Annotated in this window: 12 protein-coding genes and 1 pseudogene; 9 read left to right on the top strand and 4 right to left on the bottom strand. The window is 51.5% G+C overall.

Translation table 11 applies throughout. The features are described 5' to 3' along the window. The first annotated feature begins 390 nt into the window (after positions 1 to 390). The 6 genes from ACOYIE_RS04510 (at position 391) to ACOYIE_RS04535 (ending at position 8,661) form a co-directional block, all read left to right on the top strand. The gene (locus ACOYIE_RS04510; RefSeq protein ID WP_195377327.1) at positions 391 to 1,662 is read left to right on the top strand and encodes a sensor histidine kinase; all 1,272 of its coding nucleotides are present in this window, start codon (positions 391 to 393) and stop codon (positions 1,660 to 1,662) included. After that, on the top strand, positions 1,659 to 2,468 hold the full coding sequence (locus tag ACOYIE_RS04515; RefSeq protein ID WP_066459252.1) for a response regulator: 810 nt from the start codon (positions 1,659 to 1,661) through the stop codon (positions 2,466 to 2,468). The genes ACOYIE_RS04510 and ACOYIE_RS04515 overlap by 4 nt, the downstream gene beginning before the upstream one ends. A 142-nt stretch (positions 2,469 to 2,610) precedes the next feature. Next, complete coding sequence (locus ACOYIE_RS04520) at positions 2,611 to 3,090, top strand: response regulator (RefSeq protein WP_195377328.1); 480 nt, start codon at positions 2,611 to 2,613, stop codon at positions 3,088 to 3,090. Next, on the top strand, positions 3,087 to 7,220 hold the full coding sequence (locus tag ACOYIE_RS04525) for an InlB B-repeat-containing protein (RefSeq protein ID WP_433410967.1): 4,134 nt from the start codon (positions 3,087 to 3,089) through the stop codon (positions 7,218 to 7,220). Before ACOYIE_RS04520 ends, ACOYIE_RS04525 begins: the two co-directional genes overlap by 4 nt. 163 nt (positions 7,221 to 7,383) lie before the next feature. Further along, entirely contained in the window at positions 7,384 to 8,325 is a 942-nt protein-coding gene (locus ACOYIE_RS04530; protein ID WP_147349419.1) for a class B sortase, read from the top strand. Positions 8,326 to 8,379: 54 nt separating this feature from the next. Next, complete coding sequence (locus ACOYIE_RS04535) at positions 8,380 to 8,661, top strand: hypothetical protein (RefSeq protein ID WP_147349418.1); 282 nt, start codon at positions 8,380 to 8,382, stop codon at positions 8,659 to 8,661. Between the two features lie 115 nt (positions 8,662 to 8,776). On the opposite strand, the gene ACOYIE_RS04540 is transcribed toward ACOYIE_RS04535, so the two are convergent. Both ACOYIE_RS04540 and rfbD read right to left on the bottom strand, forming a co-directional pair. After that, positions 8,777 to 10,066 carry a dicarboxylate/amino acid:cation symporter gene (locus tag ACOYIE_RS04540; protein WP_243253753.1) on the bottom strand — a complete coding sequence of 430 codons (1,290 nt, stop codon included), beginning with the start codon at positions 10,064 to 10,066 and terminating at the stop codon, positions 8,777 to 8,779. A 14-nt stretch (positions 10,067 to 10,080) separates the two neighbouring features. After that, entirely contained in the window at positions 10,081 to 10,956 is an 876-nt protein-coding gene (gene rfbD, locus ACOYIE_RS04545) for a dTDP-4-dehydrorhamnose reductase (protein WP_207734357.1), read from the bottom strand. Between the two features lie 337 nt (positions 10,957 to 11,293). Between rfbD and ACOYIE_RS04550 the strand changes: the two genes are divergently transcribed. The 3 genes from ACOYIE_RS04550 (at position 11,294) to ACOYIE_RS04560 (ending at position 13,800) form a co-directional block, all read left to right on the top strand. Continuing rightward, positions 11,294 to 12,073: a hypothetical protein gene (locus tag ACOYIE_RS04550; protein WP_066459263.1), complete on the top strand. Its 780-nt coding sequence runs from the start codon at positions 11,294 to 11,296 to the stop codon at positions 12,071 to 12,073. A 258-nt stretch (positions 12,074 to 12,331) separates the two neighbouring features. Next, positions 12,332 to 13,375, top strand: a complete 1,044-nt coding sequence (gene mnmA, locus ACOYIE_RS04555) for a tRNA 2-thiouridine(34) synthase MnmA (RefSeq protein ID WP_195276403.1) — start codon at positions 12,332 to 12,334, stop codon at positions 13,373 to 13,375. Then, positions 13,372 to 13,800, top strand: a complete 429-nt coding sequence (locus tag ACOYIE_RS04560; RefSeq protein ID WP_195377329.1) for an EamA family transporter — start codon at positions 13,372 to 13,374, stop codon at positions 13,798 to 13,800. Before mnmA ends, ACOYIE_RS04560 begins: the two co-directional genes overlap by 4 nt. A gap of 75 nt (positions 13,801 to 13,875) precedes the next feature. Here the strand turns inward: ACOYIE_RS04560 and ACOYIE_RS04565 are convergent, their stop codons facing one another. Both ACOYIE_RS04565 and ACOYIE_RS04570 read right to left on the bottom strand, forming a co-directional pair. Next, on the bottom strand, positions 13,876 to 14,397 hold the full coding sequence (locus ACOYIE_RS04565) for a hypothetical protein (protein WP_118477765.1): 522 nt from the start codon (positions 14,395 to 14,397) through the stop codon (positions 13,876 to 13,878). A gap of 19 nt (positions 14,398 to 14,416) precedes the next feature. Further along, positions 14,417 to 14,702 (bottom strand): annotated as a pseudogene (locus tag ACOYIE_RS04570) (hypothetical protein); the annotation flags it as partial.

Genomic DNA, 14,702 nt, shown 5'->3' on the forward strand with positions numbered 1-14,702 from the left:
TTCAGAATGGTGTCTCGCAACTTCATTCTATCAGAGTTCTGCAAACCATGCCTCTTTTTATGCCTTTTTAATTTTGCGCAACTTATTCTACCTTATCAATTATTGCAAAAGGATCAGCGTAAGTTGTTTTCTTGTGCATATTCAAATATTCGTATATAATATAGTTCATATCATTATGTTTATGGAGGTTGAGCAAGTGCGCGGCTATATTTCAATTCGAGAAGCCTCCTGCAAATGAGATGTTTCAGAAAGGTGAGTAACACAATATTGTGCAGCGGAGCGTATTCCAGGTGTTTCGTACTTTGGGCGATTATGGTGCATTCCTGCCAATGCCGAAAAGTTCACTGATCCACAAAGGGCGAAGTACTTCCGCAAAGGAGATATAACACTTTGATCGGCAAAAGAAAAATGCAAGATAGACTGAATTACTGGCGTTATCTGGGATACAGCAAGGAAGTTCTTGCTCTCTATGACAGCCGGGTCGCGGCAGACAATCTGCAAATATTAAGCGGCGCGCTTGCTGTCGCGGTATCCGTAATTCTGCTGGAGCTGGCAGTTGTAAATTTGGGAGTGATCCGGATGGCGGGCACCGCAAACGTAGTTTCCCTGCGTAGCTCCGCAAAGGTACTCATTATGGCGGTCGTTGTCTGTAGCGCTATGCTTCTTGTTACTAAGGGAGTACGCCGCAGACAGCCGATGCCCTTTTATTCCAGAATACTTACCACGCTTTTTCTTTTCATATGGGTCTTGACATATAATATGATAGGTACGGTCCTTTATCCGCAAGATTGTGCGGTGATTGCCTGCGGAATGCTTTTGCTGGTACAGGTTGTTTTTGATTCATATCCGCTGGAGAACTTAGCGTTTGCCACCTTCGCCTATCTGCTTTTTATCACAATGAGCTTTCTTGTCAAGCCGTTTGAAATTTTTATTTATGACATATTTAACGCCATGCTCTTTTATCTGATTGGTGGATTTCTCTCGTGGATCAAATCTCGTTCAAAATGGTCGGCACTTATTCATGCGGATGCTATGGTGCAGTTTGAAACACAGAAGCTTGAAAACGAATTGACACAATTCCGTATTGTCGTCATGCTCAGCCAAATACAGCCGCATTTTCTCTATAACGCCCTCAGTTCCATTCAATGCTTATGCAGGGACGACCCAGCTGCGGCCGAAAAGGCTACCGCGGACTTCTCCATGTTCCTGCGGGGGAATATGGACTCGCTGACGATGGACAAGCCTATTGGCTTTGCCAAAGAATTGGAGCATACCAAGCATTATCTTTCGCTGGAAAAACTGCGTTTTCCGGATAAGCTGCATGTGGTCTACGATATCAGAACCACCTTGTTCCATCTGCCCACGCTGACCTTGCAGCCGATTGTAGAAAATGCCGTGCGCTACGGGGTTACAAAAACCAAAGTGGGCGGCACGGTGAAAATCTCCACCCGCGAGACGGATACGGCCTTTGTTCTGACTGTGGAGGACAACGGTGCGGGGTTCGATCCGATGAAACATCATGACGATGGACGCACCCATATCGGCATACAAAACGTCCGCGACCGCCTTGCCCGCATGAGCGGCGGTACGCTGACGGTTGAAAGTACACGGGGTGTTGGCACGGTTGCCGTGATTACAATTCCGAAGGGGGAAACGCCATGATTTTTTATGCAGTAGACGACGAGCCGCTTCAGCTGAAAATGCTGACTCGTGCGATTACCGACGCCGAGCCGAACTGCGAGTTGCACAGTTTTACCTATGCCGAGGAGCTGCTGACGGCAATGGACGAAGGATGTTCTGCCCCGGAGGTCGCATTTCTCGACATTGAGCTGCCCGATATGGGCGGATTGGAGCTGGCGTACCATATCAAGAAACGAGCGCCGAAAACAAATATTGTGTTTGTCACCGGTTTTTCTCAGTATGCGCAGGAGGCCTATGCGCTCCGGCCCAGCGGTTACGTGATGAAACCGGTGTCCAAGGAAAACATTCGAACTGAGCTGGAGAATCTGCGCCATCCGCCTGATCGAACAGTCCCCAATAAGCGGATTCGCATTCAATGCTTTGGCTCGTTTGAAATTTTTGTGGACGATGTACCGGTATCCTTTAGCCGGACGAAATCCAAGGAGCTACTGGCTTATTTGGTTGACCGGCGCGGGACCAAATGCACGGCGGGAAAGCTGGCGGATATTCTGTGGGACGACGGGCTATATGACCGTTCACGGCAAAAGCAGATTGCCGCTTTTCGCAGTGAAATGATAAAATCGCTGAAAAAGGCGGGCGCGGCTCATATAATAAATGAAACAAACGATTCAATTATCATGGATCCGGAACAGTATGATTGTGATTACTATATGGCGCTGGCAGGCGACACGGTTGCAATCAACAGCTTTAACGGCGAATACATGACGGACTATTCCTGGGCGGAATTTACAGCGGCTGCATTGATGTCAAAGTTCGGTGAACAATAGTCGCTTCGATACAAAAAAATTTACGTAAGCCCTCGATTTCACAAGAAATCGAGGGCTTTTTGTTGTCGTTTTGTTGTCATGGCTCATTAGAATAATATAAAATGACTATCAATATTTGCTCTATGGGAAGGGGTGAAATTTTTTGATTATTCTTGCTGTTGATGCTGATCATGGAGCGCTGGAACAGCTCGAAGACAGTCTAAAAAGTGTGTTTACCACGGTGGAAGTCCAAACTTTCGATAATGCTCTGAACTCCTTCCGGTATTATCTCAGCCAAAAAGAAGAAGTTGCCGCCATCTTCTTTCCGATGGCCATTAAGCCGTTCGATGGCTTTAAGTATTCCGAGCTGGTGATGCAATCTTCCTCGTCAGTTAAAATCGTTTTCACCACCCAGACAGACAGTGAGGAAATCAGAGAGCTGATTCGGCTCAATGGCGGCAATCGACATATGGTAAAGCCTGTCACGCCAGACAAAATTCAAATGATGGCAATACAAGAGCAGGAAATTTGTCTTGATGAGTCAGTCGAAGATGCCGATGGAAAATGTCAACGCTGCATTTACCACTGGTGCAAAAACTGGAAGAAAAATAAGAGTATCTTTGGCGAGGAGATAAGGATATGATGAAAAAGTTTTTAAGTAGTACACTTACACTTTGTATGATGTTGAGCTTGCTGCCTGCGGCGGCATTTGCGCAGGAGACGCAAATGGACAGCGGCGTACCTGCCAAGGCCTGTATATGTGAAAATAAGTGTATCGAAGAAAATGTGAAAAGCGAGTGTTTGGTTTGTTCAGAAAGTTATGCTGCGTGCACAATGCAGGCGCCCCCTGAAGCAGAGGATGGCGGACAGCAGGCCGCATCAGACACGCAGACATCGGAAACGCAGGAATCTGTTTGTAGCTGTGAAAGAAAATGCAGCGATGAAAGCGTGAACAGCGCATGCGCGGTTTGCGCAGAAGGCTATGCTGCCTGCACAGCGCAGTCATCCTCTGAAGCAGAGGGTGGCGGACAGCAGGCCGCATCTGACCCACAGACACCGGAAACGCAGGAACCTGTTTGTAGCTGTGAAAGAAAATGCAGCGCTGAAAACATAAACAGTGACTGCGAAATCTGCAAGGACAGTTTTGATCAGTGTGAATTTATAGGAGAAATCCCCGCGGAAGAAACTTCCTATGAAAAAGCTGTGCGGCTGTTCCAAGCACTGCCAAGCGCGGACAGCATTGCTGTGGACATGACCGATGAGGAAAAAGATAAAATTCTGTCATTGGGGCAAGCGGCAATGGACGCCTATGAGAATCTCACTTCGGCCGAGCAGGAACTATTTGACACAGAGCATGGGAATTTGCTTTTGGCGGCGATGGCTCTGAATGATGTATTGACAGACCGTACAGCGGAGACTTTGGAGGCTGGCAGCGTAACGCTCTATGTTAACAGTGCTGCCCAAGACGATAGCGCCGCGCGTACCGAGGGAGCGGAGTATAAAACGCTTGGCGGCGCGATTGACAAGGCGGTGTCTGGAGACGCCATCGTTTTCCGCTCAGATAGCGCTGCAAGCAGCGTTTTTATAGAGACCAATCTAACCATCGATTTTAACGGTTATGTCCTCACCTTGAGCAGTAGCTCATACGGAATCGACGTCTCCGGCACAGCCAACCTCACCTTGAAGGACAGCTCCGGCGATAACAGCGGTGGCGCTACTCACACCAGGACATCAACGGAATGTATCCTGGTGGAAGACTCGGCAAATGTCACCATCGAGGGCGGCTCTTATACATCGCAGTACGGTTATTGTGTGGAGGCAGTCGGCACCGGACAGGTGGTAATAAACGGCGGCTCTTTTGCGGCAGTGACTTCCTGCGTATATAATGATAGCCGCAGCGCAAGAATTTTTCTGAATAACGGCACGTTTTCCGGGAACATCAATGGCGCCAGCGGCGGCGTCTTGCTGACGCCGGAGGTATTTGACCAGGTCTACACCCGAAATAGATTGTATAACAATATTTATATCCATTTTCCAAGCGGACAGCATAAACTGCAAAAAGACCTTGACCTTCGCGACTGGCAGCTGCGTATTCTGGAGGGTGAGGATACCACCATCGACCTGAATGGTTTTAACATTACGGGAAAGGGTATGATGGAAGCTCCCACAGAGGGCGGCACTGTTTCAACGGGCGGCGTTCAGAATCTCGCCTGCTTGATTCAGATACATGAATCCGGAAAGCTGACCCTTGAAAACACCGGCGCTTGCAATGCTTCCCGCGGAAGAATTTATAACACAAACGATAAACTGCGGTATACCATAAAAAACTACGGCGAGCTGGTTTTAAACGGTAATCTGAGAATCGAGGCCGAGCTTAATGCGCTTGTTACCACCCCATACGTATTTTCTGGAGCCATATATATGGAATCCGACTTTGGCGCCGCTGACCCGCAGGTAACGCTGACCGTCAATGAGGGCGTTGAGATAACCGCTAAAAAGGCGGGGACTGCAAATTCCGAATATCCGTGCGCTATACTTTCCTACTCGTCACAGAGAGTGGATACCGGCGATCAGGATAAAATCGACATCACTATCAACGGCGGCAGCTTTTGCGGCGATTATTGCGCCATGCAGCTGTGCGGAAAGCTGACCATCAACGGCGGAACCTTCGCAAATTCTCAGGACAGCGCCGCCGAGGTCTTTTACATCGGCTCTCCTGACGCCAATCTCACCGGGATATCCAATGCGAGCTTTGTTGGAAAAAATAAAGGAATGTACATCGGCAAGACGGCGTTCCATGGCAATATCGTCACGCTGCATAATACAACGATCAGCAACATCGGAGGCGCCCCGGTCGCCCATGCCGTGGCACAGCAGGGGGAAGGCAAAAATGTGGTCGTGACGGGGAAAGACACCTTTTGGGTGGCCGATGAGCTGACATTTACCAACAATTATTGCAAGGGAACGATTCAAATTCAATCCGGCATTTTCAGCGTTGACCCGGCGGACTATGTGCCGGATTCCAATAGCGACAGCATCAAGGATTACGCTGTTTTGGATTACAGTAACGACACCGTTTCCCAATATTTTCTGGTTGCCCCCTGGACAAGGGTGGGCGCGGACAATGTTGTCAGCCTTTACTATGCGGCAGGCGCGACCGCCGCCTCCGACCATGTAAGTATCCTGGCCCTGGACGACATCGAGAGCATTATCTCCGATTCCACACGGGTGCAGTCAAGGCACTTTACCCTGTCCGCTTACGAAGATGGCTTTACGGAGATTCCAGGCCTTAGTGTGACCGGGTTCCAAAACGGAAACCGGCTTACCGTGCAAAAAACCAAGGATTGTGCCGCATCGGAGGCCTATGTATGGTATGGCGGCAGGAGTATAGGGAAAATTATCATAGAGGACAAAAATAAACCGGCCTTTGACGTCGGCGGCGAAATCACTGGTGCGGGCGAGAAACCCACAGCCTATCTGATTCGGGACGGCGTGAAATACTATGCCGTCGTGACCGGCGAGGCGGATCCTTATGAATATATCGTGAAGAACGTTCCGGCTGGAATCTATAATCTGGTGGTTTCCTCCAAGTCTGGAGAGCATGCCATCACGACCACCGTAATGGTGGATATTGTCGACCATTCCATTGCACAGAACGTGCGTCTGCCGGGCGGCATATACAACAGCGTCGTGACCACCAAGGGTGAAAAAACACCAAACGTGGAGGCCGGCGGCCTGGATGACATTGCCAAGACCATTGGCGCACCCAGCGCAAATACCCATGTTCTGATAGAATTGAAGGTGGAGGAAAACGAAAGCTCCACCCACGCCAGGGAAGTAAAAACAGCCATCTCTGACGACGGCATGGTCAAGGGCATTGTCATGGACACGGATATTTTTAAAACTATAAACAACGGGCAAGAGGAAAAAATCACGGTAATAGACGAAAGCAAGCACGGCGTTTCGCTTATCACAGTGGTGTTCCATTTGCCGGAGGATTTGCGGGGGAAAGACAGCTACGCCATATTCCGTTATCACGGGACGCAGGTAGATAAGATTATGGAGGTTCCCAACGAAAACGGCGAGTATATGACGGTCAACCCTGAAAAGGACACCATTACGGCGTATTTGAGTAAATTCTCTACCTACTCTATTGCGTACACCCAAAAATATACGGTCATATTTAACGCCAACGGCGGCAGCGTGACCGTTTCCAGCGCCGAGACCAATGCCGCGCATAAGCTGGATATTCTGCCCACTCCAACCAGAAGTGGCAGCTACCGTTTTGATGGCTGGTACACCGAAGCAAAAGGCGGCACAGAAGTCACCGCCAATACAGTATTTGTAAGCGACAGTACAATCTATGCTCATTGGACTTACACCGGCGGCAGCGGTGGTGGCAGCGGCAGCGGCAGCGGTGGCGGCAGCTATCATTACTACACCATCACAGCAACGGCAGGCACAGGCGGTAGCATCAGCGCCGGAAAATATGTTTCTGTACGTGAGGGAGACAGTGCAGGCTTCACCATTACGCCAGACAAAGGCTATGTCATTGCCGATATTAAGGTGGATGGCAAAAGTGTGGGTGCGATTTCAAAGTACACCTTTACCAATGTGAGAGCAAACCACACCATTGAGGCGACCTTTAAGGCTTCCGCCAGTCATAGCAATCCGCAGACCGGCGTGGAGCTGAACGTCACCGATCATTTTGCGGCCACAACACAGGGGCATTTGACACAGATAACAACACGACCCGTGACGAGGACATCGTGATTCTCTCCTGCTTGCTGACCGAGCAGATGAATATGAATACGACATATGCTTTCTCTTTGCTCGAGCCGAGGTGGTGACTGTTGCCCACGATTATACTTCCGACGCAGCCGGCGAAATTTGGACAGCTCTGCAATAAACTGTGTGATAGAAAAATCCGCATAAGGTGAAATCGTTCAAACTGGCGGCGGTGAGCAAATTGCTTGCCGCCGCCTTTTATCAACCTCATTCGGTGACTGCCAGTGTCACAGAAAGAAAAATAATGAAACAGCTTTATAAAATAATAACCGTTCTGCTTTGTATTCTGCTTTTTGCATCCTGTCATGGCAATACGGCGGATGTGAGCCAAGGTAAAACAGACGATCCCCAAATCAGTGTCGGTGAAAACAGCAGCCAAACCGAATCGTCTGCAAAGGAGCGGACTGTCAATGGTGAAGCAGAAAAAGAGCCTGTCTTGCACAAAAGATTTACACAGCTTGCATCTGCCAAAGAAGACAACTCCGACACAGTAGCTTGGCTGCGTATTCCCAGTACAGATATTGACAATCCTGTCATGCAGACTGCCAACAATGAGGACTATCTAAAGAAAAATGAAAATGGCAGGTACGATATATGGGGCTGCTACTTTGCCGATTATTACAGTGTTTTGATAGACCGTAGCAGCCTAAAACAAAATACTGTGATTTACGGACACTCCGAAAGTACCGAAAAAACCGATGGTAAGCGATTTACTCAGCTCTTTAAATATTTGGACATTGATTTCCTGAGGGAAAACCCCAATATTTATTTGACGATTGGTGAAGAAACCTTAATGTTTGAGGTGTTTGCCGTATTCTTCACAGATACGAATTTTTACTATATCGACCCAAATCCCTCGGACCAAGGCTTTGAAAATTTTAAAAAAACAATAGCGGAAAAGAACGAGTTTTTCTTTTACAGTAATTTGAGCGAGCAAGACAAGCTGCTTACCCTCTCCGCCTGTGCCTATCGGTACGACACAGAGAAAACAGGCGATCACAGACTTGTGGTAATGGCAAAGCTGATGCCGGAGGGCGCAGTTCCGCAAGCCGTGGCCGTTACTGCGAACCCGAATCCGCAAAGACCGTAAAAATTAGTAGCTGCCATTCATTGCAGGCAGCGTGTCATTGGATAAATTCAACACTTGGGTGGCGCACTGCCTCTACGGGGATGTTTGAATTCCCCATCATATTTGATTTTTCCAAAACAGCAGGGTAAATTCCTGCAAGGTATTGAACTTTTCAGCGGTTCTTTTGGTTCCCTCAAGCATAGCCATCGCACTGCATCGCAGAACATTTGGATTCATTGCCGTGATATCGGGATACTGAACGATGTAAATGCAGAATTTGACATCACACCAATTGAGGATATCTACGGTAATGACTTCGAAATAGTGTACGCAGAGCAACTTCCACAAGCGATTTAGGATGCAGCAAAAGGTGAACAGCTGAAACGGTCCGTCTTTTGTCCCGCATCTTAGGGTGGTTCACAAAGTATCTTTTTGAAGCTCGCTTAATGGTTCGGTAGTTTTTCGCTTTTTCTTATCTTCCTGTATCGGAATGTTCTGTCATGCGTCGGAACCGCTCCCGATCGACCGCTCTTTCCTGGGAAGCGACAATGGTGGTGCAGACCGCGTCGCCGGTTACGTTTACGGCGGTACGGGCCATATCAAGCAGCCGGTCGACTCCCATGATGAAGCCGATTCCTTCGACCGGCAGGCCGATCGAGGCAAACACCATCGAAAGGGTGATCAGCCCCACCCCGGGCACGCCTGCTGTGCCGATGGAAGCAAGCGTCGCGGCCGCAATGACCGTGAGATAGTCGGTGACAGCGAGCGGGATGCCGTAGGCCTGTGCGACAAAGACAACAGCCACCCCCTGCATAATGGCGGTTCCATCCATGTTGATCGTTGCGCCGAGCGGGATGGTAAAGGAGGATATTTTTTTGGCCACGCCCAATTTTTTGGTGAGCGTGTCGATCGAAAGCGGAATGGAAGCGTTGGAGGTGGCGGTCGAAAAGGCAAAGCCCATAACCGGGAAAAACTTGCGCAGAAAGGCGACAGGACTCAGTCCGGTGAGGCCCTTGAGCATTGCCATATAGACCAGAAAGCACTGCGCGGCCAACGCGAGAAGTACCGCGAACATATATTTTAACATTGCGCCGAGCGCGGAAAAACCGATGCCGGCAAAGGTTTTGGCAATCAGGCAGAAAACCCCGGCAGGTGCAAACCGCATAACCATCAGGGTCATTTCCATCATAATGTCGTTGCACTGGCTGAAAAAATTAGATACGCCTTCAGCGCGTTCGCCAAGTTTGGCGAGAATGACGCCGACAATGAGCGCGAAGAGGATGATCTGGAGCATTTCTCCCTTGGCCAATGCTTCGATGGGATTTTTCGGGATAATACCAAGCAGCGTGTCGGTGAGGCTGACCGTTTCGACCGGCGCGATTTCGACCGGCTGGAGTTCGGCCAGGTTCAGCCCCAGACCCGGATTGATCATCCGTCCAATCCCGATGGCGAGCGAAATGGCAACCGCGGTGGTAAGAAGGTAGAGCAGAAGAATTTCCCCCCCGATCTTGCCGAGCTTTTTGGTGTCGCCCACCGCCATGCTGCCGCAGACCAGCGAACAGAATACAAGCGGGACCACGAGCATCTGCATGGCGCGCAAAAAGCCGTTCCCAACGACATTGAGCACTCCGCCGACAAGAATCTGGTCCCGCAGTTCCCCTGCGGGCATGAATTCGTGCAGCAGGACGCCTGCCAGAGCGCCAAGCAGCAGACCTATGAAGATTTGTGCTGTCAGGGGGAAATTTTTCATTTTTTGATCCATGGATAGGTTCTCCTTCATCGTCCGCGGGGCAGGCGTTCCAAGGGCATTTCCTGTAAATATTCCCGAAGAGCGCTTTGCCAGTCTGCCATCCGGTGAAGCCCCGAAATACGCAGCATAAAGTTATCGAGCGCCGTATAGGCAGGCCGGAAAATGTGTTCCGACAGTTCGTGCGCCGCTGGGACCAGAAGGAGATCCTGTCCGGAAAGGCGCAGGATCTCCTTTGCGAACGCGAGACGGGTACAGGAGCCCTCACAAGCGGCATGATAGGTTCCGTATTCAGAGGTGTCCATCAGCCGGACAACCGCCCGGGCGAGCTCCTTTGCGCTGGTGGGGCAGCCGGTTTGATCATCTGCAACGGCGACAGGCTGACCCAATGGCACCTGCTGCAGAAGCCAGGTAACAAAGCTGTGTTCGTTTGCCCCATATACCCATCCGCTGCGGATGACGATATGCTTGGGTGCAAGCTCCCGCACAAAGTTTTCCCCCGCGAGCTTGGAGCGGCCATAGACGGTTATGGGGCAGGGGATGTCAAATTCGGTATAGGGCTGGTCCGCACCGTTTCCAAATACATCGTCAGTCGAAAGATGGATCAGCCGCGCGCCGATCTTGCGTGCGGCGATTGCGACGTTTCGCGCGCCCAGCGCATTCACCCGGAAGGCGCGTTCCGGGTCCTGCTCGCAGGCGGCGGTATCGGTCATGCCTGCGCAGTGGATAATGCGGTCTGGATGATTTCGGTCGGCAAATCCGAGCACGTCTTCCACATTGGTGACATCGACATCGTCGCAATCGGTGTCGAGCAGTTCAAATTCCCGCTGGTTGAGCATTCGGTTGAGCTCACTGCCGAGGCGTCCTTCGGCGCCTGTGATCCAGACCTTGGAGATAATTGACATATGGATGGGCTCCTCTGCGTGGATTTCATTCTTGTATGATGGGCCGGATTATGGTACAATAGCCGCAGAGCGGCTTATTATACGGGGGTTTATGGCCAGGCAGATACGCCGGCGTTGCCGGCTGCCTGCCCGATGGCCCATTATCCCACCGCGCGCTTTGCGCTTGTGGTATAATAAACACAATAGCAAGCGGCGCAAGCCGCTTGCCTCCCGCGTAAAGCGCGGATACGCCGCCGCGGCGATTTATTCACCGGGATCGCAGAAGGTGCCATTTTGGCGCTCTGCGGCTATGATACCGGCCTTATCAGTATGAACCGAAAGTGGGGAAATGATCCGCATGGTTTGCAAAAACTGTCAGAACAACGTCAAAAGTGATTTCAAATACTGCCCATATTGCGGTGCGCGGATCATCAGCGACTTTCAGGATCACTATGAAAACCTGACCCCGCCGCCGGTGCTCGCGGACGAAGCGGAGGATGCACAGGATCCGGCCGCGGCATTCTATGCCGCAGCGCAGGAAGAAAGCGAACCGGAATTTAGCCCGGAGGATGATCCGGAATATTATGAAGGCTATCCGATTTATGAGTATGAGCCGCCGCACAGCGGCAACCGGCCGGAGGAGGAAAAGCTGGAACCGCCGGCCGCGCCAAAAGCGCCTGAATCAGACGGGCCCGCGCCGTATTTTGTCTACTATCCGGACGAGCCGGTTCAGCCGTTTGCGGCTCCGCAGCCCATGGAGCAGGGGCCGTCCGCGCATTTTGCACAGGATGTCCCGCGGATTGATGACGAGTCCTCCCGCAGTGCCGCGCCGCCGCGCGATGGGGCGTTTGAGCGCGCTTATGAAGACCCATACCCGCCCGTACCGCAATATGACGAACCGCCGGTTTTGTCGCGTTATGACGACAGCTTTGACACGGGAACGCAGGTATTTTCGACGATCCCGCGTATCGACGACGCGGACGACCTGATTGCTTCCGCCGCATATGTTCCGCCGTCTCCGGAAAAGCCGGAAAATTCCGGCCCAGGGATTGGGCTCAAGCTGCTGGTGGTGGTATTGGTGGTTGCGGCGGCGGTTATAACAGGTTATTTTGGCTATCAGTGGTTTCTTGCACCGTGAAACATCGAAAAACACGTCTGATCCGCGCCGGAAAGAAAGTTTACACGATGTAAATTCTGTCGAAACCTATTGCAAATTGACAATACAGAGTGTATAATATAAATGAACCACATATGACCAACTGGAGATTCGGAGGGGGGCTTCCGCAGGGAGGCAGCCGAAACGCATGACTTCATATGTGTGTAAAAGGAACAGGCGGAAACCGTGTAATCAATGCGGGTTTCCGCCTGTTGCGTTTTGCTGGTCAGGGAGGGAATTATGAAGAAGAAAAAGGTTTTGGTCGCAATGAGCGGCGGCGTGGACAGCTCGGTTGCCGCGCTGCTTTTGCAGCGGCAGGGATACGAGGTCGGCGGTGCCACTTTTGAACTTTTCGACGGCTGCAATGAGGATAACGCCGGGGACGCGAAACGGGTCTGCGAAAAGCTTGGAATCCCGCATTATCTGTTCAATTACCGGGAAATTTTTGCAAAGCGGGTGCTCGATTACTTTGTCGAAACCTATGCCGCCGGCGCGACGCCAAATCCCTGCATCGCCTGCAACCGGAACATCAAGTTCGAAAAATTCCTGGAGGACGCGGACCGGCTCGGCTACGAATATATCTCGACCGGCCATTATGCCAGCGTGCGTTTTGACGCCCAAAGCGGTCTTTATCAGCTTTGGCGCAGCGCACAGGAGCGCAAAGATCAGTCTTATGTGCTCTATCATCTGACACAGGCGCAGCTCTCACGGCTGATCCTGCCGATTGAAAGTTATACGAAAGATGAGGTGCGCGCGATCGCGGCGGCTGCGGGGCTTCCGGTGGCGTCGAAATCGGACAGCCAGGATATCTGCTTTGTGCCGGATGGGGATTATGTTTCCTTCATTGAACGGTATACGGGCAACGCGTGCGTACCAGGGGACTATTTAGATGAAACCGGGAAGGTGATCGGCCGTCACAAGGGCGTGCTGCATTATACCATCGGCCAGCGCAAAGGCCTGGGTGTGAGCTTCGGAAGGCATCGGTTCGTGAGCAGGCTCGATCCAAAATTTAATACAGTCACCCTTTCGGATGAAAGCGCGGTCTTTTCAGACACACTCCTGGCGGAAGATCTGCGGATGATCGCGCCGGATGGCGCGGGCGCGCCGTTTGCGGCGCAGGCAAAAATCCGCTATGCCCATAAACCGGCGCCCGCAGAGGTTTACCCGCTTGAAGATGGCCGGGTTCAGGTGCGGTTTGAAGCGCCGCAGCGCGCGGCCACAAAAGGGCAGGCCGTCGTCTTTTATGACGGGAACCGGGTGCTGGGAGGTGCGACCATCGTATGAGCTATCTGATTCCGATTGTGATGATTGTGGCGTCAAACGTCTTTTATAACCTGTTCACCAAGGGAATGCCGGAAGCCGCAAACCCATTCGCGGCATTGGTTGTGACCTATTTGAGCGCCGCGGCACTTTCGTTTTTGCTGCTGCTGATGGATGTGCGGGGCAAAAGCGATGTGCTCACATCCTTCGGCGCGGTCAACTGGGTGAGCATCGGATTGGGGATTGCGATCTTCTGGCTGGAGCTTGGGTACATTTTGGCGTTTCGAGCCGGATGGAACATCAGCACCTGCTCGCTGGTCGCGAACATCGCGCTGGCAGTGATCCTGTTGTTTATCGGGATGCTGTTCTTTCAGGAGAAACTCACCGGAAATCAGTTTATTGGAATTGCGCTGTGCCTTGTGGGGCTCTTTTTTGTCAACCGCCACTGACAAACGTGTGGTGTGGCTGGGCCGCGTATTGGCGTGGATACGAAAAAATGGACCGCTGCATGCGCAGCGGTCCATTTATTTAATTATGAGGTTCAACCGGCATTCAAATGCTTCCACGAGGTCAAGTGTTTTCGGGTCGACCGCGTTGATATACGCGGTGGCGGGATAGCCGCCGCTCTCCAGCGGCTTTTGCAGATCGATCTTTTCTATGTACTGGTTGGGCGCCAAAAACTGCGACTGGTAGAGAACATCACCGTTTTCGTCCGCGATTTCGAGCACCATGAGGTAATTGTTGAAGGCGGGATTCTGTACCAGGATGTTGCCTCCGGTACCATCTGAAGCAAACGACGGGTTTAAATTGATCCGGTAGCCGAACTGGTCTGGGCCGGGGGATTTCTCATTGCGCGGCGTGCCGGGCATCCGGCCGGTCTGAGCCGCCGGGTCAAGTCCTTCCACACGGAAGGCGGGTTTAACCGTGTCGTCTCCACCGAGATTTCCCATGGCAAGATAGGCGGCGACCGCGACCAGCACGACGCAGAGGAAGGAAAGGAGGATCACAACAACCGGATTGGTTCGGGATTTTTGGCGAAGGCTCATGAAAGGCACTCCTTTCGGGTCAGGTAATTTTGCGCAGGATTTTGGGACGGAACCACGCGCGATAGATGTGCAGAACCTGCGTCAGGAGAAAATCGTACATCACAAAGGTAAAGTTGACCATCCCCATTGCGATATAAGCGGTAAATTTGCCAAAATCGCCCCATCCTTCGAGCAGATCGGGCAAGCCGAGGATGTAAAGGGAGACATAATAGAACGCGACGACCATGCCGTTGACCAGTATGAGCTTGACAAGCCAGGCAAAGACCGCCGGCAGACGCTCAATGATCGGCTTGAGGATGGGGTAG

The sequence above is a fragment of the Agathobaculum sp. genome, assembly GCF_050946325.1.
In the GTDB taxonomy this organism is placed as follows: domain Bacteria; phylum Bacillota; class Clostridia; order Oscillospirales; family Butyricicoccaceae; genus Agathobaculum.

Bases quoted from the DNA above. Each gene is read 5' to 3' on its own strand.
- ACOYIE_RS04550 (WP_066459263.1), top strand. From the start codon at position 11,294: ATGGTTTGCAAAAACTGTCAGAACAACGTCAAAAGTGATTTCAAATAC.
- ACOYIE_RS04560 (WP_195377329.1), top strand. From the start codon at position 13,372: ATGAGCTATCTGATTCCGATTGTGATGATTGTGGCGTCAAACGTCTTT.
- ACOYIE_RS04540 (WP_243253753.1), bottom strand. From the start codon at position 10,066: ATGGATCAAAAAATGAAAAATTTCCCCCTGACAGCACAAATCTTCATA.
- mnmA (WP_195276403.1), top strand. From the start codon at position 12,332: ATGAAGAAGAAAAAGGTTTTGGTCGCAATGAGCGGCGGCGTGGACAGC.
- ACOYIE_RS04515 (WP_066459252.1), top strand. From the start codon at position 1,659: ATGATTTTTTATGCAGTAGACGACGAGCCGCTTCAGCTGAAAATGCTG.
- ACOYIE_RS04525 (WP_433410967.1), top strand. From the start codon at position 3,087: ATGATGAAAAAGTTTTTAAGTAGTACACTTACACTTTGTATGATGTTG.
- rfbD (WP_207734357.1), bottom strand. From the start codon at position 10,956: ATGTCAATTATCTCCAAGGTCTGGATCACAGGCGCCGAAGGACGCCTC.
- ACOYIE_RS04565 (WP_118477765.1), bottom strand. From the start codon at position 14,397: ATGAGCCTTCGCCAAAAATCCCGAACCAATCCGGTTGTTGTGATCCTC.